The sequence below is a fragment of the Vogesella oryzae genome, from assembly GCF_902829295.1.
Lineage (GTDB): Bacteria > Pseudomonadota > Gammaproteobacteria > Burkholderiales > Chromobacteriaceae > Vogesella > Vogesella oryzae.
The window spans coordinates 1-18,334 of sequence record NZ_CADEPL010000028.1; the positions used below are offsets into that span (position 1 = coordinate 1).

Annotated in this window: 14 protein-coding genes and 1 pseudogene; 3 read left to right on the forward strand and 12 right to left on the reverse strand. The window is 62.6% G+C overall.

Annotation, left to right across the window (positions count from 1 at the left end):
• The 8 genes and pseudogenes from HU218_RS11640 to HU218_RS11675 all read right to left on the reverse strand — a co-directional run.
• A partial coding sequence (locus tag HU218_RS11640; RefSeq protein WP_174875111.1) for a multifunctional CCA addition/repair protein occupies positions 1-1,177 on the reverse strand: 1,177 nt, incomplete at its 3' end.
• The gene (locus HU218_RS11645) at positions 1,174-2,115 is read right to left on the reverse strand and encodes a complex I NDUFA9 subunit family protein (RefSeq protein ID WP_174875112.1); all 942 of its coding nucleotides are present in this window, start codon (positions 2,113-2,115) and stop codon (positions 1,174-1,176) included. The genes HU218_RS11640 and HU218_RS11645, both read right to left, overlap by 4 nt.
• 24 nt (positions 2,116-2,139) lie before the next feature.
• Positions 2,140-4,023: a lytic transglycosylase domain-containing protein gene (locus HU218_RS11650; RefSeq protein WP_174875113.1), complete on the reverse strand. Its 1,884-nt coding sequence runs from the start codon at positions 4,021-4,023 to the stop codon at positions 2,140-2,142.
• Positions 4,024-4,025: 2 nt separating this feature from the next.
• Positions 4,026-5,480 (reverse strand): TrkH family potassium uptake protein, encoded by a 1,455-nt coding sequence (locus HU218_RS11655; RefSeq protein WP_174875114.1) that lies wholly within the window; start codon positions 5,478-5,480, stop codon positions 4,026-4,028.
• A pseudogene (locus HU218_RS11660) lies at positions 5,477-5,811 on the reverse strand (VOC family protein). The gene HU218_RS11655 and the pseudogene HU218_RS11660 overlap by 4 nt, the downstream one beginning before the upstream one ends.
• A complete protein-coding gene (trkA, locus tag HU218_RS11665) occupies positions 5,811-7,181 on the reverse strand; it encodes a Trk system potassium transporter TrkA (protein WP_174875115.1) in 1,371 nt (456 codons plus the stop codon). The pseudogene HU218_RS11660 and the gene trkA overlap by 1 nt, the downstream one beginning before the upstream one ends.
• 176 nt (positions 7,182-7,357) lie before the next feature.
• On the reverse strand, positions 7,358-7,525 hold the full coding sequence (ccoS, locus tag HU218_RS11670) for a cbb3-type cytochrome oxidase assembly protein CcoS (protein ID WP_174875116.1): 168 nt from the start codon (positions 7,523-7,525) through the stop codon (positions 7,358-7,360).
• A complete protein-coding gene (locus HU218_RS11675) occupies positions 7,525-9,957 on the reverse strand; it encodes a heavy metal translocating P-type ATPase (protein ID WP_174875117.1) in 2,433 nt (810 codons plus the stop codon). The genes ccoS and HU218_RS11675 overlap by 1 nt, the downstream gene beginning before the upstream one ends.
• Positions 9,958-10,008: 51 nt before the next feature.
• On the opposite strand from HU218_RS11675, the gene HU218_RS11680 reads away from it, so the two are divergent.
• Complete coding sequence (locus tag HU218_RS11680; RefSeq protein ID WP_174875118.1) at positions 10,009-10,998, forward strand: NAD(P)H-quinone oxidoreductase; 990 nt, start codon at positions 10,009-10,011, stop codon at positions 10,996-10,998.
• Positions 10,999-11,064: 66 nt separating this feature from the next.
• Here the strand turns inward: HU218_RS11680 and HU218_RS11685 are convergent, their stop codons facing one another.
• Complete coding sequence (locus HU218_RS11685; protein WP_174875119.1) at positions 11,065-11,925, reverse strand: hypothetical protein; 861 nt, start codon at positions 11,923-11,925, stop codon at positions 11,065-11,067.
• Positions 11,926-12,036: 111 nt separating this feature from the next.
• Here HU218_RS11685 and typA point away from each other — a divergent pair, with 111 nt between their 5' ends.
• Positions 12,037-13,851, forward strand: coding sequence for a translational GTPase TypA (typA, locus tag HU218_RS11690; protein ID WP_174875120.1), 1,815 nt, complete (start codon positions 12,037-12,039; stop codon positions 13,849-13,851).
• Positions 13,852-14,031: 180 nt separating this feature from the next.
• On the opposite strand, the gene HU218_RS11695 is transcribed toward typA, so the two are convergent.
• Both HU218_RS11695 and HU218_RS11700 read right to left on the reverse strand, forming a co-directional pair.
• Positions 14,032-15,318, reverse strand: a complete 1,287-nt coding sequence (locus tag HU218_RS11695; protein WP_174875121.1) for a Y-family DNA polymerase — start codon at positions 15,316-15,318, stop codon at positions 14,032-14,034.
• Positions 15,308-15,727 (reverse strand): LexA family protein, encoded by a 420-nt coding sequence (locus tag HU218_RS11700; RefSeq protein ID WP_174875122.1) that lies wholly within the window; start codon positions 15,725-15,727, stop codon positions 15,308-15,310. Before HU218_RS11700 ends, HU218_RS11695 begins: the two co-directional genes overlap by 11 nt.
• A 152-nt stretch (positions 15,728-15,879) precedes the next feature.
• Between HU218_RS11700 and asd the strand changes: the two genes are divergently transcribed.
• Positions 15,880-16,728: an archaetidylserine decarboxylase gene (gene asd, locus HU218_RS11705; RefSeq protein WP_174875123.1), complete on the forward strand. Its 849-nt coding sequence runs from the start codon at positions 15,880-15,882 to the stop codon at positions 16,726-16,728.
• A 179-nt stretch (positions 16,729-16,907) separates the two neighbouring features.
• On the opposite strand, the gene HU218_RS11710 is transcribed toward asd, so the two are convergent.
• Positions 16,908-18,107: a branched-chain amino acid ABC transporter substrate-binding protein gene (locus HU218_RS11710; protein ID WP_174875124.1), complete on the reverse strand. Its 1,200-nt coding sequence runs from the start codon at positions 18,105-18,107 to the stop codon at positions 16,908-16,910.
• Positions 18,108-18,334 lie beyond the last annotated feature (227 nt).

The window sequence follows — 18,334 nt, forward strand, 5'->3', positions numbered from 1 at the left end:
GGGCAGCTTCAACCGCTTGCGGGATGTTGCGCTTGTCGATGCAGTCACGCGCGACGGCGCCGGCATCCACCGCGGCAGCGGCGGCCAACATGGCGGCCAGATAGTCGGCTTGCGGATAGTCGGCCGTTTCAAAATGCAGCCGGCCACGGGCGTCGGCCAGGCAGGCAGCCAGCATCTGCCCAAAGCGCTCCGGCCGGCGCAGCGCATCGCAATCCCGCAGCAGGCGCTGCACGGTGTCGGCACGCAGGGTAAATGCGGTATGCACCTTGGTGTGGTTGAGCGCGGTAATGCGCGCCAGGTCACGGCAGTCTGCCGGCACCCGCAGCCGTTCGCACAAGGCCAGTAATGGTTTTTCACCACGCGGCTCATGGCCGATATGGCGCGGCAGCACATCCGCTGGCGTCAATGCCTTGCCAAGGTCGTGCATCAGACAGGCAAAACGCACGGTGAGGGGCTGGGCGTTGGCCGCAGCGTAGTCCAGTACCCGCATCACATGGTCGCCAGTATCGATTTCCGGATGGTAGTCGGCACGTTGCGGCACGCCGAACAGCGCATCGACTTCCGGCAACAGTCTGGCCAGTGCACCGCAGTCACGCAGCACCTGAAACATCCGCGACGGTTTGTCGGTCATCAGCCCTTTGGCCAGCTCTTGCCACACCCGTTCGGCAACCAGCGCGTCCACCTCGCCGTCAGCCACCATCTGCCGCATCAGTGCCATGGTTTCCGGTGCCACGCTGAAGTCGAAGCGGGCGGCAAAGCGCGCCAGCCGCAGGATGCGCACCGGATCTTCGGCGAAGGCCGGGCTGACGTGGCGCAGTAACCGCGCACGCAGGTCGGCAATGCCGCCGTAGGGGTCGATCAGGCTGCCGTCGTCGTCTTCGGCGATCGCGTTGATGGTGAGGTCACGGCGGATCAGATCTTCTTGCAGCGTGACATCCGGGGCGGCATGGAAGGTAAAGCCGTGATAGCCGCGGCCAACCTTGCGCTCGGTGCGGGCCAGTGCGTACTCCTCCTGCGTCCTGGGGTGCAGGAACACCGGGAAATCCTTGCCCACCGGCCGGAAGCCTTGTGCCAGCATGCTCTCCGGCGTGGCGCCGACCACCACCCAGTCGCGATCTTTCACCGGCAGCCCCAGCAGGCGGTCGCGTACCGCGCCACCAACGATGTAGCACTTCATCGGCGGGCGGCCCTTTCGCGATAGCTGTCACGCAGGCGGTTGCTTTCTGCCGCGCCGAGATAGCGCGGGGCGATGCTTTCCAGCGCGGTCGGCGTAAAACCGAGCAAGGCTGAGGGGAACGGCTGCTGGCTGATGTTATCCACCCGCAGCGAGCGCACATTGTCGCGGCTCAGCAGTGTCGGGCCGGGCAGGTGTTCCATCAGCATCGCCTGCAGCATGGCGAGCCCTTCCGGCAGGGCGATGATGCAACGCGGATGGCCGGCAAGCCTGGCCGCATAGGCAACCAATTGGCGCAAGGTGTATTCGCGCGGGCCGGTCAGCTCCAGCGTCTGGCCGATAGTGGCCGGGTTGCGCAGGCAGGCTGCCATGGCGCGCGCCACATCGTCTGCCCAGATCGGCGCAAAGCGCGTATCGGCACCGCCTAGCGGCAGCAGCGGTGCGGTGGCGGCCAGGCGCGCAAACATGGTGAGGAAGCTGTCGCCGGCGCCAAACACCACCGATGGGCGCAGGATGGTGTAGTCGAGCCCGCTGGCGCGCAGCAGTGCCTCCGCCTTGCCCTTGGTCTGCTGGTAGTCGCTGGGGGCGTTCTCGCCGGCGCCCAGTGCGCTGATGTGCAGCAGACGGCGGATGCCCAGTTGCTGGCAGGCGGCAATAATATTGCCCACCAGCGTGACATGGGCGCGTTCGAATGCGGCGCGGCTGCCGTGCAGGATGCCCACCATGCTGATGACGGCATCGTGGCCAGCCAGAAAGTCGAGCAGTTGCTGGCGGTCATGCACATTGCACTCCACTAGCGTGGCCGCCGGCAGGTGCAGGAACGACTCTCGGTGCCGCTCGCGGCGGCGGGTGGCGATGTCCAGACTATGGTTGTCACGGGTAAGGTGTTCGGCGATATAGCTGCCGATAAAGCCGGCGCCGCCGATGATGGCAATTTTCATGCTGTTGCTCCCTGTGTTGCTGGCTTAGCGTGGCGGAATCACACCCAGTCGCTGTTTGAGCGAGCCACCGGGCTGGCGGAAGGCGCCCGCGTAATACACCGCATTGGCCAGCACTTTCTGTACATAGTCACGCGTTTCGCTGAACGGGATGGTTTCAGTGTAGATGGCACCTTCCAGCGGCAAGGCTGCCTGCCAGCTGCGTGCGCGCGCCGGACCGGCGTTGTAGGCGGCGGTGGCCAGTACCGGCTGTCCCTGCAGATTGTCCAGCACGTAGCGCAGATACCAGGTGCCCAGACGGATATTGGTATCGATGTCGTTGACCTCGTAGCTACCCAGCCCGATCTTGCCGGCAACCCAGCGCGCAGTGGCCGGCATCAGCTGCATCAGGCCGCGGGCGCCGACGCCGGAGCGTGCCACATTGTAAAAGCGGCTTTCCTGGCGGATCAGACCATATACCCAGGCTTCATCGATATCCAGCTGCTGGGCGTAAGGGCGGGTGATGTCTCGGTACGGTGACAGGTAGCGCAGGCCGAAGTCGTGGCTGGTCTTGGTGCGATCGGCGGAGTAGATCGCCATATCGTACTGGCCGTTACTGCGCGCCAGTTCGGCGGCGGCCAGCAATTGCTCGTCGCTCCGGTCACGCATTGCCCAGCGCCAGACGCGGCGGCCTTCTTCGCGCCATTCGCCACGGCCGCTGCGTTCGGCCAGGGCAAACAAGGCCATGGCCTGGCGTACCGGCAGTTCTGCGGCCAACTGTTGTTGCACTGCAGGGTTGATGGCGACTTTTTCCGGCTGCGAATCCAGCGTGGCACCCAGCTCTTCGCGGGAGAGTAGGCCGTAATAGTTGTGGTCAAAACTGGTCTTCACCAGCAGCGGGGTAGCCTCGGCGCCACGGCCCAGCTCGCGCAAGGCGCGGGCGCGCCAGTATTGCCAGCTACCCTTGGCGGCCAGGCTGGACGGCAGCTTGCGGCTGACCTGCTCCAGGGTGGCCCAGTCCTGCTGGCGCAGTGCGGCGCGCAGCCACCATTCCCACTGTTCGTCGGTGAGCTGTGCCGGATCGGCCTGGGCATAGGCCGCCAGCGCCTGCTGGGTATCCAGCCGGCGGGCGGCGGCCAGGCCAAGTTGTCCCCAGGCAAAACCGGCCTGGGCATCGGATAACCCGCTGCGGGCGTTGGCCAGACTTTCCAGTGCGCTGCTGTAGTTACTCTTGCCCAGTTTGACGATGGCCTGTATCTGCTGCTCGTTGCTGCCGGCACGGAAAAATTCGCCGTCCAGCCCGGCGGCGGAGGCCAGCCGGCGCGCCACGGTCTGGAAATTGCCGCTGAGCAGCAGGCGCAGGCGGGCGGCGACTTGTGCCTGGGTCAGCAACTGCCGTGAAGCCTGCTCGTCGATCAGGCGGGCGCAGCCGTCAGGCAGCGTGGTGGACAGGTAATTACTGTCCGGCAGCTGGCTTTGTCTGCGCTGCAGGTTGGCCAGGCGGATATAGCAGCCGGCCTCGTCGTCGCGGGCGACCTCGGGCAGGGCTGGCGCCACCTGCAGGATGTCATCCCACTGGAAACGGCGACCCATGTCTTCGACCAGCTCGTTGAGGGTGCGCTCTACCAGATAGCCGCTGCGGAAGCGGTTGATGAAGGCGCGTGCGGGGGTGCTGTCTCCGGTTTCCAGTGACTTCAGCGCCAGCCAGTACGCCGGCCAGTTGTCCAGCAGGCCGCTATCGGCTTGCGCGGAGATGCCGGCCAGCGTGGTAGTGTCGCCCTTGCGGTAGGCATCGCGGGCATCGAAAAGTTGGGTATCGCTCAGGGCATAGCTGGTGGCCGGCAATAGTGCCAGGGTCAGCGCCAGCGGGCGCAGCCATGAAGCTCTGGCGTGCCGGCGCTGGGTGCCGGCAGGGTAATGTGTGTGCAGCATGATTATTTTCGCCAGAAGGTTGGGGTGAACAGAATCAGGATGGTGAACACTTCCAGGCGGCCCAGCAGCATGGCAAAGCTGCAGACCCAGGTCTGGAAATCGCTTAGACCGGCATAATTGTTGGCAGGTCCCACTTGGCCGAGGCCAGGGCCGGCATTGTTGATGCAGGCGATGATGGCGGTAAACGAGGTGATGAAATCCAGGCCGCTGGCAATCAGGGTAAAGGTAAGCATCACCACGCTGATGAAATACACAAAAATAAAGCCCAGTACCGAGAAGGCCACGCTGTCCGGAATCGGCTTGCCGCCCAGCATCAGCGGCAGCACCGCGCGCGGGTGCAGCAGGGTGCTCATCTCGCGCAGCCCCTGGCGGGTAAGGATCAGGGTGCGGATCATCTTGATGCCGCCGCCGGTGGAGCCGGAGCTGGCGGTGAGGCAGGACAGAAACAGCATCCACAGCGGCACCAGTATCGGCCACTGCGCATAGTCCACGCTGGCAAAACCGGAGTCGGTGGCAATCGAAATAAGGTTGAACGACACATGGCGCATGGCGGTAGGCAGCGTGTAGATGCCGAGCCACCACAGCCACACGCTGATGGCGACGATGCTGCTGCCCAGCAGCAATACCACGTTTCTCGCTTCCACGTCGTGCAGGTAGTACTTGAAGCTGCGGCCGCGCCAGGCCAGAAAGTGGGTGGCAAAATTCAGCGCGGCCAACACCATGAACAGCGACAGGATGGCCTCGATCAGCGGCGAGTTGAAGTAGCCGACACTGGCATCGTGGGTGGAAAAGCCGCCCAGCGACAGCGCGGCAAAGGCATGGCAGACCGCATCCAGCACGCTCATGCCGGCCAGCCACAGGCAAAGTGCGCACAGTGCGGTCAGGCCGGCGTAGACATACCACAGGTTGGCCGCAGTCTGGGCGATGCGCGGCGCCAGCTTGCTGTCCTTCATCGGCCCCGGTGTCTCTGCCTTGTACAGCTGCATGCCACCGATGCCCAGCATCGGCAGGATTGCCACTGCCAGCACGATGATGCCCATGCCGCCAACCCAGTTGAGGAAATGGCGCCAGAAATTGATGGCCGGCGGCAGGCGATCCAGCCCCGGAATCAGCGTGGCGCCGGTAGTGGTCAGTCCGGACATGGCCTCGAAAAAGGCGTTGGTAAAGCTCATGCCCGGAATGTACAGCCACAGTGGCACTGCCGACATCACCGCGAAGGTCAGCCACAGCAATGCCACCAGGATGAAGCCGTCACGCGGTTTCAGCTCGCGCTCGAAGCGACGGGTGAGCAGCCACAGCAGGCTGCCGGCCGCGCCGCCGGCCAGCGCGGAGTAGGCGAAATCGCTGGCGGTGTTGTCGTGGAAGGCCCAGGAAACCGCGCAGGGAATCAGGAACAGCAGCGAATACAGCAGGATCAGCTTGGACAATACCTGCAGGATGGGCAGCAGCTTGCTCATGCTGCCTCCTGCTCGTACAGCTCGATCGGCAAGCCGTCCGGGTCGGCCAGAAAGGTAAAGCGCATGCCGGTGAATTCGTCGGTGCGTACTGGTTCGCAGCTCACGCCCAGCGCGGCCAGCCGGGCGACTTCGTCATCCAGCACCGCCACGCGCAGCGCCAGATGGCGCAGGCCGCAGGCTTCCGGGCGGGTTGGCCGCGCCGGCGGGGCGGGAAAGCTGAACAGTTCGATGCGGCTGCCGGACGGCAGCCCAGCATGGTGGTGTAGAACGCGCGGGAGCGCGGGTAATCGGCGCAGATGATGGCGATATGGTGGATGCCGCAGATAGCCATCAGAAGAATCCCAGCTTGACCTGTGCCAGCTTTTCGATCTGGCGCACCTTGTGGCGGCCATGCACGAAGAAGATCACATGGTCGTTGTCGGCCAGTTGCAGGTCATGGTGCGCCATCAGCACGTTGTCGCCTCGCAGGATGGCGACGATGCTGCAGCCGTGCGGCAGCTCGATGGCGTCCAGCCGGCGGCCAACCAGACTGGAGGTTTTCTCGTTGCCGTGGATGATGATTTCCATCACTTCGGCGGCGCCGCGGCGTACCGGCTGTGCCGCCACCACGTCGCCACGGCGCAGGTGCGCCAGGATCGAGCCGATGGTGGACAGGTACGGCGACAGCACGATGTCGATGCGGTTGCCTTCCAGCAGGTTGACATAGCTGGAGCGGTTGACCAGCGCGATGACGCGTCGCGCGCCCATGCGTTTGGCCAGCAGCGTGGACATCAGGTTGTCTTCGTCGTCGTTGGTCAGGGCGCAGAACACGTCCATCTCGTCGACGTTCTCGCTCTCCAGCAGGCCCTCGTCGGTGGCTTCGCCGTGCAAGACCAGCACATGCGGCAGGTTTTCCGCCAGCCAGCGCGCGCGTTGCGCGCCGTGTTCGATCAGCTTGACCTCGTAACTGTCGGACAACATGCGCGCCAGCCGGTAGCCGATGTTGCCGCCGCCGGCGATCATTACCCGCCGCACCGGTTTCTCGCTGGCGCGCAGCTCGTTGAGCATGGCCGGAATGTCGGCGCGGGCGGCCATGAAGAACACCTCGTCATCGGCCTCGAGCACGGTGTCGCCATCCGGGCGGACCAGTTTTTCCTTGCGGTAGATGGCACAGATCCGGCAATCGCTGCCCGGCAGGTCTTCGCGCAGGTGGCGCAGCGGTTTGCCTAGCAGCTTGCCGCCGGCCACGGCCCGCGCCACCACCAGCTGCACGCGGCCGCCGGCAAAATCCAGCACCTGCAGCGCGCGCGGGTAGGCCAGCACGCGCAGCAGGTTGTCGGTGACGATCTGTTCCGGGCAGATGGCATGTTCGACGCCAAACTGCGCCATCACCGGCTGCTCGCCATCTACGTAGTCGGCGGCGCGCAGGCGGGCAATGCGGGTGGGTACGTTGTGCCGGCGCTCGGCCAGCGCGCAGGCCAGCAGATTGGTCTCGTCATTGCGGGTCAGTGCCAGCAGCATCTCGGCTTCATCGATGCCGGCATCCAGCAGCACGGATGGATGGGCGGCATTGCCCTGCACGGTGCGGATGTCCAGTTTGTCTTGCAGCAATTTCAGCAGATTGCTGTCCTGGTCGACGATGGTGATGTCGTTGCCTTCGCTCACCAGACTTTCCGCCACGCTGGCGCCAACCTGGCCGCCGCCGAGAATGAGGATTTTCATGCCTGATCCGTGATTCGGTGATGCACGTCGGGCGTGCGATTGAGAGTCGAGCCGGCGCCGGAAGCATGCGACGGCGCGGTAGTCTGATTATGCCATTACCACGCTAATTGTCAGGCATATCGCTGGCTAAAAAACATTGCGGCCAACCTGGCAAGGGTTGGCCGCAATGTGGGCGCTCAGCGGGCGTCGTCTTCGTGAGGCGGGCTGTCGTCATCCATCAGGATGCGGTGCGCCGGCCCTTCCAGATCGTCGAACTGGCCGGAGCGGGTAGACCACCAGAACAGCAGGCCGATCACGAACACCAGCAGGATGCTGAACGGGATCAGCAGGTACAGGCTTTCCATTATTTGCTCCGTTTGACTAGCCGCAGGGCGTTGCTCACTACCAGTAGCGAGCTGGCCGCCATGCCGAGGCTGGCCAGCCACGGGGTGACATGGCCACCGATCGCCAGCGGCAAGGCCACCAGATTGTACACCGCTGCCCACAGCAGGTTCTGGCGAATGATCTGCATGGTGTGCCGCGCCAGCTGCAATGCCTTGGGTAGCTGCGCAATATCATCGCCCATCAGCACCATGTCGCCGCTGGCGCGAGCGACGTCGGTGCCGCCACCCATCGCCAGCGATACGTCGGCGCGCGCCAGTACCGGTGCGTCATTGACGCCATCGCCGAGCATCAGCACGCGGGCGCCGCCTTGCTGTAACTGGCTGACGTAGGTCAGCTTGTCTTCCGGCGTGGCACCCGCCCGGTAGTGGGTGATGCCAAGCTCTGCGGCCAACGTTGCCACTGCCAGTTCGGCATCGCCGGACAGCAGGTGCACGCGCAGGCCCTGCGCCTGCAGTTGTGCCAGCACGCTGGCGGCGCTGTCACGCAACTGGTCGCCGATGGCAAACCACGCCTTGATGCCGCGCGTATCGCCCAGCGCAACCACGGTGGCGGTTGCCGGCATGGCTGGCGGTTCGGCATGGCCGCTCAGACTGCAGACAAAGTCCGGTCTGCCCAGCCGCCAGTGCTGGCCGTTGATCAGGCCTTCCACCCCTTGTCCCGGATGGTTGCGCAGCCCGGCGACACCGGGCAGTCGGCTATCGGCGGCGGTTGCGCTTAGTGCCCGGGCAATCGGGTGCTCGGAGGATTGCTCCAGCGCTGCGGCCAACGCGATGGCGGCAATCTCTTCGGGGTGGGCGGCTTCGTGCGTAGCCAGCAGCTGCATGCGGCCGTGGGTGAGGGTGCCGGTCTTGTCGAATACCACATCGCTGACTTTTGCCAGTGTTTCCAGCGCATGGCCGCGAGTGATGAGCACGCCGATTTGTGCCAGGTGGCCGGTGGCGGCGGTGAGCGCCGCCGGGGTGGCCAGACTCAGTGCGCACGGGCAGGATACCACCAGCACGGCCACGGTAATCCACAGCGCGTGCTGCGGGCCGTCCAGCAGGCTCCAGCCGAGATAGGTGCCGGCGGCGGCCAGCAACAGCAGGGCGACGAACCAAGCGGCAAAGCGGTCGGCCAGACGGGCAAGTTGCGGCTTGTCCGCCATCGCCTGATCCAGCAGGCGCACGATGCCGGCGAGGCGGGTGTCGCTGCCGGTCCGGGTGACTTGCAGTACCAGCGCGCTGGCCTGGTTGACACTGCCGGCGATCACGCTGTCGCCGCTGGTTTTGCGGATCGGGGTACTTTCACCGGTAAGCAGCGACTCATCCACGCTGCTGTGGCCGTCCAGAATATGGCCGTCGCAGGGGATGGTTTCGCCCGGCTTGACCAGTAGCCGGCTGCCGATTTCCAGGTTGGCCGCAGCCACTTCGCGGGTCTCGTGGCTGTGTGGCCAGTTGTCCAGCTGGTGTACGAAGGCCGGTACCAGTTTGACCAGCCGTTCGGTGGCTTCGCCGGTCTTGCGCCGCGCCATGCTTTCCAGGTAGCGCCCGCCCAGCAGCAGGAAGATGAACATCGACACCGAGTCGAAGAACACGCCGTGCTCCACTTTGTTCAGCAGCGCCCACAGGCTGGCGAAAAACGCGGTGAGGATGCCGATGGTTACCGGCGTATCCATGCCGACGCGGCGGGTTTTCAGATCGCGCCAGGTGGCGCGGTAAAACGGCACCGCGGAGTAGACGATCACCGGCAGGGTCAGTATGAAGCTGGCCCAGTGCAGGATCCACAGCCACTGTGGCTCGATATCGCCCTCCGGAGCCAGGTAGACCGGCACCGCGTACATCATCACCTGCATCATCGATAGCCCGGCGACCCACAGTCGGGTCAGTGCCTGCTTACGCTCCTGCTGCTGGGCGGCTTCCTGGCGGGCGCTGTCATAGGGGTGGGCGCGGTAGCCGATTTCGGCGATGGCATGCAGGATCTGCGACAACCTGGTCTGGCTGTTGTCCCAGCGCACGCGGGCGCGGTGGCTGCTGTAGTTGATGTCCACGCTCAATACGCCCGGCAGCTGGCGTACATGCTGTTCGTTGAGCCAAACGCAGGCGGCGCAGGTAATGCCTTCCAGCATCAACGTCGCCTCGCGCACTTCGCCGTCCTCGTGGCGAACGAAGCTTTGCTGCAGCTTGTCCGAGTCATAGAGGGCGATCTGTTGCAGTAGCTCGCTGGGTAGCGCTTCGGCTTTTTGCTGACTGTCGGTACGGTGCTGGTAGTAGTCGCCCAGCCCGTTATCGATGATGGTTTGTGCCACCGCCTGGCAGCCGGCACAGCAGGCTTGCTCGGTACGCTGGCGGTAGCGGATGGGAAACGCCTGGCCGTCGGGTACGGGCAGCTGGCAGTGGAAACAGGGCTGGTTCATGGCGTGCTATTGTAATGCAAGAACATTTGCCTGGTTTGTGGAGGGTCAAGCATGGCTATGCAGGCGGTTGTACAGTCCGGCGCGGGCGGGGTGGAAACCTTGCGGCTGGATGTGGTGGAAAAACCGGAGCCGGCAGCAGGTCAGTTGCGAGTGCGCGTGCTGGCCGCTGGTATCAATCGTGCCGATATTGTGCAGCGCGAGGGCAATTATCCGCCCCCCAAGGGTGCCTCGCCGATTCTGGGGCTGGAAATCGCCGGGGTGGTCGATGCGGTTAACGGGCCGTCGCGCTTCCAGGAGGGCGATGCGGTGTTCGGGCTGATTGCCGGCGGTGGCTATGCCGAATTCGCCCTGCTGGATAGTTCGGCGGCCATTCCCAAACCGGACATGATGAGCTGGGCCGAGGCCGCCAGTCTGCCGGAAGCGTGGATGACCGCCTGGTTCAATCTGGTGGAAGTCGCGCAGTTGCGCGCCGGCGAGACCGTGCTGATCCATGCCGGTGCCAGTGGCGTTGGTGCGGCAGCCATCCAGTTGGCCGCCATGCTGGGTTGCCGGGTGATAGCCAGTGCCGGGAGCGAGGAGAAGCGGACCTGGTGCCGCAGTCTCGGTGCCGACGAGGTGATCGATAGTCGTCAGCCGGGCTTTGCCTCCTATATAAAGGAACAGGGTGGCGTGGATGTGGTGCTGGACCCGGTGGGCGCCTCGCTGTTTGACGATAATGTCGCGGTGCTGAAGCAAGACGGGCGGCTGGTGCTGATCGGCGTGATGGGGGGCATGCAGGGCAATCTGAACTTGGGTTTGCTGCTGGTGAAGCGGCTGAAGATCATCGGCTCCACGTTGCGCAGCCAGCCGGAAGCGGTAAAGGCGAGGTTGGCCGCAGCCTTGGAACAGCAGGTGCTGCCGGCCCTGCTGGATGGCCGGGCGCAGGTCACGCTGGATAGTATTTATCCATTGGCGGCGGTGGCCGATGCGCACCACTACATGGAGGAGAACCGTAACCTTGGCAAAGTGGTGCTGAATCTGATGCCGGTGGTGACTGCCTGACCGGATGTTGGTCGACCAATAAACACGGGCAGCCACTGGCTGCCCGTGCTGCTTGCGGACAAGCTGTTACGGCTGTACTGGCGCCAGCGCTTCGATCAGTGCAACTTCCTGCGTGTAGCCCAGCACCCGCAGCTTATCCAGCAGTGCCTCGCCATCAACCTTGTACTTGTGATCCAGCTCGTCGTGCAGGATGCGGGCCTCCACCGCCAGCCACAGGCCACGGCAGGACTCGGCACTGTCAAAATGCACGCCACGCAGAACTTCCGCCACCAGATGCAGTTCGGCATCGGCAAAGCGGCGCGACAGCATGGCTTGCTCGCGGCGGATGATTTCCGCGTACCTGTCGCACATCTGCTGCACGCGGGCATCCAGCGGTGGCTCTTCCGGTGTGTCTTCCAGTGCTTCGGCATTGAACCAGGCGGCGGCGTCCAGCGTGATGTGCTCGGCCGCCTCCTGCCAGGCTTCCTGCATGGCGCTACCGAAACGCGGTTCGTTAGCGAACGATAGCTGGAATTGCATGCGTGGCGGTACGTCCGGGCTGAGTGTTTCGCCGTTTACGGCCAACTCGCCGGCCGCATTGCAGCTGGCTTCGCCGCGCCATACCGCCTCTTCGCCGGTGGCGAGGTTGTCTACCAGTACTTCCAGGTACGGCAGTGCCAGCGCTTGACCTTCGTCGGCGGTAACCAGACGCACGCCGATGTCGAACAGGTGGCGCTTGGCCAGGTTCAGCATCTGTAGTCCGTTGTCGTGGCGCAGCAGGGTGTAGTTGTCGCCGGTGTCGTAGACGGCGAGGTCGTGTTCGTCGCGTGCGGCCTTGACCAGTTTGCCCCCCAGTTCGTCAGCCAGCTGGTTGATATCGGCCGCCGGGCCGGCATAGCCGGTGCGGTAGTTGTCATGCACATGCCACAGCGCATTCCAGTCATACATATGTCTTGCCCCCCAAAACGGCGCAGTGTACCGAAAAATAGCGGCTTTCACTGCAGTGTCACCCTGTTCATGATAGAATAGCGCGACTTTTTCGCTGAACACCGAGCACCCATGACCCGACAAATTCGTAACATTGCCATCATTGCCCACGTTGACCACGGCAAAACCACCCTGGTTGACCAACTGCTGCGCCAGTCCGGTACCTTCCGTGACAACCAGCAGGTCGACGAACGCGTGATGGATTCCAACGATCTGGAAAAAGAACGCGGCATTACCATTCTGGCCAAAAACACTGCCATCGATTACGAAGGCGTGCATATCAACATCGTGGATACCCCGGGCCACGCCGACTTCGGCGGCGAAGTAGAGCGCGTACTGGGCATGGTGGATGGTGTTCTGCTGCTGGTGGATGCCGTTGAAGGCCCGATGCCGCAAACCCGCTTTGTGACCAAGAAGGCACTGGCCCTGGGTCTGCGCCCGATCGTGGTAATCAACAAGGTTGACCGTCCGGGCGCACGTCCGGATTGGGTGGTAGACCAGACTTTCGACCTGTTCGACAAGCTGGGTGCTACCGACGAGCAACTGGACTTCCCGATCATCTACGCATCCGGCCTGAACGGTTTTGCCAAGCTGGAGCTGGAAGAAGAATCCAGCGACATGCGTCCGCTGTTCGACGTGGTGCTCAAGCACGTACCGACCCCGCCGGGTAGCGCCGATGCGCCGCTGCAACTGCAGATTGCCGCACTGGACTACTCCAGCTACACCGGCCGTCTGGGCGTTGGCCGCGTACTGAACGGTCGCATCAAGCCGGGTCAGCAGGTTGTGGTGATGAACCACGAAGACCAGGTTGCTGCTGGTCGTATCAACCAGGTGCTGGGCTACAAGGGTCTGGATCGCGTGCCGGTAGAAGAAGCCGAAGCCGGCGACATCATCATCATCTCCGGTATCGAGGATATCGGTATCGGCGTGACCATCTGCGACAAGGAGCAGCCGGTAGGCCTGCCGATGCTGTCGGTGGATGAGCCGACCCTGACCATGGACTTCATGGTGAACTCCAGCCCGCTGGCCGGTACCGAGGGCAAGTTCGTGACCTCCCGCCAGATTCGCGACCGCCTGACCAAAGAGCTGCTGACCAACGTGGCCCTGCGTGTTGAAGACACCGAAGACTCCGACGTATTCCGCGTATCCGGTCGTGGCGAACTGCATCTGACCATCCTGCTGGAAAACATGCGTCGCGAAGGCTTCGAAATGGCTGTCGCCAAGCCGCGCGTGGTGTACAAGGAAATCAACGGCGAGAAGTGCGAGCCGTACGAAAACCTGACCATCGATCTGGAAGATGATCACCAGGGCGGCGTGATGGAAGAAATCGGCCGTCGTCGTGGCGAGCTGACCAATATGGAATCTGACGGCCAGGGCCGCACCCGTCTGGAATACCACATTCCGGCACGTGGCCTGATCGGCTTCCAGTCCGACTTCCTGACCATGACTCGTGGTACCGGCCTGATGAGCCACGTGTTCGACGACTACGGCCCGGTGAAAGCCGACCTGCCGGGTCGCCACAACGGCGTACTGATCTCCCAGGACAACGGCGAAGCCGTAGCCTATGCACTGTGGAACCTGGAAGACCGCGGCCGCATGTTCGTATCTCCGGGCGAGAAAGTGTACGAAGGCATGATCATCGGCATCCACAGCCGTGACAATGACTTGGTGGTGAACCCGCTGAAGGGCAAGAAGCTGACCAACGTTCGCGCTTCCGGTACCGACGAAGCCGTGCGTCTGACCACGCCGATCAAGCTGACGCTGGAATCCGCAGTGGAGTTCATCGATGATGACGAACTGGTGGAAATCACCCCGAAATCCATCCGTATCCGCAAGCGCTGGTTGCAGGAGCACGATCGTCGTCGCATGTCGAAGGTCGAAGGCTAAGCCGTTAACGGCAAGAAAAAACCCCGGTTATGCCGGGGTTTTTTCTTGCTTGTCTTCTTGCCAAACACGACTAGGCTGAAGCTACGCCAGACTCGTTTTGGTGTGTCCCTGGCAGTAACGTGTTTCTCCTCCTCTTTTGCGGCCATGTTTGGCCGCATTTTGTTGTTGCGGCCAACCTGCTCAGGTATTGGCGCTCAATAGCTCGTCCCAGCGGGTGGTGCAGCGCGGCGAGCGCTGCTCCTGGCGCATCTGCCAACGGCCGTTACCCAGTAAGCTGCTGGCCATGCGAATGCTGTCCTTGCCGAAGCGCTGGTTAATGCCATCCAGTGCCTGCATCAGCTGCCGGTCGCGTAGCGACTCCCCGGGCAGAAACAGGTCGTTCTGCCGGGGGGCTTCCGTCGAAACCAACTCGTCCAGGATGACGCCGCATTTGTGGTAGCGCATGCCGGGTTGATAAAGCTGCCGTAGCAATTGCAGGGCGTGGGTCGTCAGCAGGCGGCTGTCGGTGGTTGGTGTCAGTAACGGCAGGCTGGCCCAGTGTCTGTGTTGCAGGCCGCCGCCGCGGATAGGCGGGTCGGCGCACAGCATGACGTGCAGCAGGCGACTGGCACTGTGTTGCGCGCGCAGCTTCTCGGCACAGCGGGCCACATGATGGCTGATGGCGGCCTGAAGTTCGGCCAGATCATCAAGCCGGCGTGCAAACGAGCGGGTGTTCTGAATCTGCTGGCGCGGCGGATTGACATCGGCCAGCGCCAGGCAGGCTTCGCCCTGCAGTTCGCGGACGGTGCGCTCGACCGTCAGGCCAAAGCGCTGGCGCATCCATACAGGGTTGGCCACAGCCAGTTGGGCGACACTGGCAATGCCAAGGGCGTGCAAGCGCTCGCGCAGGCGCCGGCCTATCCCCCAGACGGTACCGACGTCGAGAGTCTGTAGTAGTTGCTGCTGTTCAGCCGCATCCAGCATGCACCAGTCAAAAACGCCGCCAAAGCGCAGCTGCTGCTTGGCAATCTGGTTCGCCAGTTTGGCCAGTGTCTTGCTTGTTCCAAGGCCGATGCTGACTGGCAGGCCCAGCGCACGTTGCACGTCAAGTCGCAGTCGTCGTGCTTGTTGCTGCGGGTCGGCTTGTGCGGAGAAATCGAGAAAACATTCGTCGATGGAGTAAATCTCCTGGCTGCTGCCATAACGTGCGGCCAACGTCATCATGCGACGGGAGAGCGAGCCATATAGCTCGTAGTTGGAGGATAGTGCCTTGCCGCGATGGCGATACAGCAGGTCGCGTGCTTCATGGAATGGCACGCCCATTGCAATGCCAATGGTCTTGGCCTCGGCCGATCGCGATACGATGCAGCCATCATTGTTGGACAGCACGACTACCGGGCGGCCAAGCAGGGCGGGGTTGAATAGCCGCTCGCAGGAAACATAGAAGTTATTGCCATCAAGCAGGGCGAAGCAGTGTTCAGTGGGCATGGTCTGCTGCCGTGTGGCGGCGCAGCTGTCGGGCAAGGCCAACCACGACCCCCCATAGCAAGGCGTCGAAATGTGGTGGCAGTGGTTGTTCCTGCCAGCGGCGCTGGCCATCGGCATGCCCCAGTCGCCATTGTCCGTTGATATGGCGAATTTTGCGCACGGCAAAACCGCCTTCTTCCCAGTACACCACCAGATCGCCATGTTGCGGCGCGATGCCTTTGTTAAGTATCAGCAGGTCGCCATCCAGAATGCCGCTGCCGGCCAGGGCATCGCCACGTGCACGCAGGAAAAATGTGGTGGTGCGATCCGGGCAGAGCAGGGTGTTGAGATCGAGCTCTTCGTCGGGGAAATCTGCCGCTGGTGACGGGAAGCCGGCCAGGGCGGGCTTGCTGAGCAGTGCGAGTTTCATGATGTCATTTTGAAAATGTACAAATTCAAAATAACCTAAAAACAGCAGCGATTCAAGTGCGCGGGAATCCAGTGGCGGAGAGTTACGATAACGCTGGCCCAGGCTGATGGGCCGCAGCTATAATTGCCGGCTGCTTTTTCGAGGGATAGATTGTGCGTGACCGCTTGGCCGTATTGCCGCAGTACTTGTTGCCGAAACAGGCTTTGACCCGCTTTGCCGGCAGTATTGCCAACGCCAGGGGCGGCGCTGCTACCACGGCATTGATCCGTCGCTTTATTCAGCGTTACAAGGTCAATATGGCGGAGGCGGCCAACCCCGATCCGGCAAGCTATGCCTCGTTCAACGAATTCTTTACCCGGGAATTGAAGCCGGGTGTCCGTCCACTGGCTAGCGCGCCGTTCATCTGTCCAGTCGATGGAGCCATCAGCCAGTTTGGGGCCATCAAGCAGGATCAGCTGTTTCAGGCCAAGGGGCATCATTACTCGACAACCGCGCTGGTGGGGGGGGATAGCCGGTTGGCCGCAGCCTTTGCCGATGGCCATTTCGCCACGATCTATCTCAGCCCGCGTGATTATCACCGTATCCACATGCCGTGTGACGGCACACTCAAGCGCATGATTTATGTGCCGGGTGAACTATTCTCGGTGAACCCGACTACTGCCCGTGGCGTGCCCGGGCTGTTTGCCCGCAACGAACGGGTGGTGTGCGAGTTCGATACCCCGCATGGCCCGATGGCGCTGGTGCTGGTTGGCGCCACCATCGTTGGTAGCATGGCGACGGTATGGCATGGCGTGGTCAATCCGCCGCGCAGTGGTGAGGTGCGCGAGTGGCGCTACGACGATGGCGCTATTTGCCTGCGCCAGGGCGAGGAAATGGGGCGCTTCTTGCTGGGGTCTACCGTGGTATTGCTGTTTCCGCAAAATACCGTGCAATTCAGTGGCGAGTGGGCTGCCGCCAAGCCGGTGCGGCTGGGTGAAAAAATGGCGGATGCTGCGCAGTAAGGACGTTTAAATGCCTCGATTAAAAAAGCGCCCTGTGGCGCTTTTTTATTGCCGGTAATGCCCAGCAGGGCTGTGTCGGTCCGGAGAAGTCGGCACGCAGGTTGCATTCTCTCGCTGAGGCGCACGCGGTGTGGCCACAAAAAAAGCGCCCGACAGGGCGCTTTTTCTTTATCGGCGCGTTACTGCGCTGCCGATGCGGCAACGTTGGCCGCAGGGATGACACCTTTCCAGGTGCCACCTTGCAGCTGATACAGGGTCACGGTGCCGTTTTTCACATCACCATTGCTTTCGAAGGCGATCGGACCAGTCACGCCCTGCAGTTGGGTTTTGCTGATCTCCGGCAGGAATTTCTTCGGATCGGCCGAACCGGCGCGCTTCATGGCATCGATCAGCACTTTGGCGGCATCGTAGGTGTACGGTGCGTAAGCCTGGATTTCGCTGCCAAACTTGGCCTTGTACTTGTCGTTGAATGCGGCAAAGCCCGGCATCAGCTCCTTGGACGCACCGGCGCTGGAAGCATAGGCGCCTTCGGCTGCAGTGCCGGCCAGCTTGGCGAATTCCGCAGTGTTGACACCATCGGCACCCATGAAGCGGGTGGTCATGCCCAGCTTGCGCATCTGCTTCACCAGCGGGCCAGCCTGGGCATCCATGCCGCCGTAGAACAGCAGCTCCGGCTTGGCGGCCTTCAGGGAAGTGAGGATGGCCATGAAATCAGTGGCGGTGTTGGTGGTGTACTCACGTTTTACGATGGTACCGCCGGCAGCTTCTACTGCTTTGGCAAAGTCATCGGCCAGACCCTGACCATAGGTGGTACGGTCATCGATGATGGCGATGTTCTTCATCTTCAGCTCGCTGACGGCAAACTTGGCCAGCGCCTGGCCTTGTTGCAGGTCGTTGGCAATGATGCGGAAGGTGTTGTTATAGCCCTGCTGGGTGAACTTCGGGCTGGTTACCGAACCGGCAACCATCGGAATGCCGGCATCGCTGTAGATGCGGGAGGCCGGAATGGCTGCACCGGAAGTCAGGTGGCCGACGACGGCAACCACACCGTTATCGAGGAAGCGCTGGGCAACCTGGGTGGCAGTCTTTGGATCGGCCTGATCATCTTCCGACACGACTTCAAAGGTTGCTTTTTCGCCATTCAGGGTTACACCCTCGGCATTGGCTTCATCGACGGCCAGCTTGACGCCGTTGTCGGCATCACGTCCCCAATGGGCAAACGGGCCGGTCAGCGGGTTGGCCGAACCGATGCGTACCACTTTGCCGGACGCTGCCGGGGTGGTGGCGCTGGCGTCCTGGCCGGCGGATTGCTGGGAGTTGCCGCAAGCGGCGAGCGTGGCAGCCGCAATGGCAGCCAGAGCAAAATTTGCGATTTTCATAGGTAAAGCCGGTCCCTGCTCCTGCATGGGAGCATCAATTTTTGGTTTATGGTGATCTTTGTCAGAGGTCGGGCGCCCTGGTGGGGGCTCGATACTACAGATTCCGGCGACTGCCCGAGGGTGGTGGACTTGCCGGAAAGGAGAACATCGAAAGGATACAATCGACATCGCACTGCAGCATGGTAGCGAGGCAATGGCAGAAGTGCAAGATGGCGTAAAAACAAAAA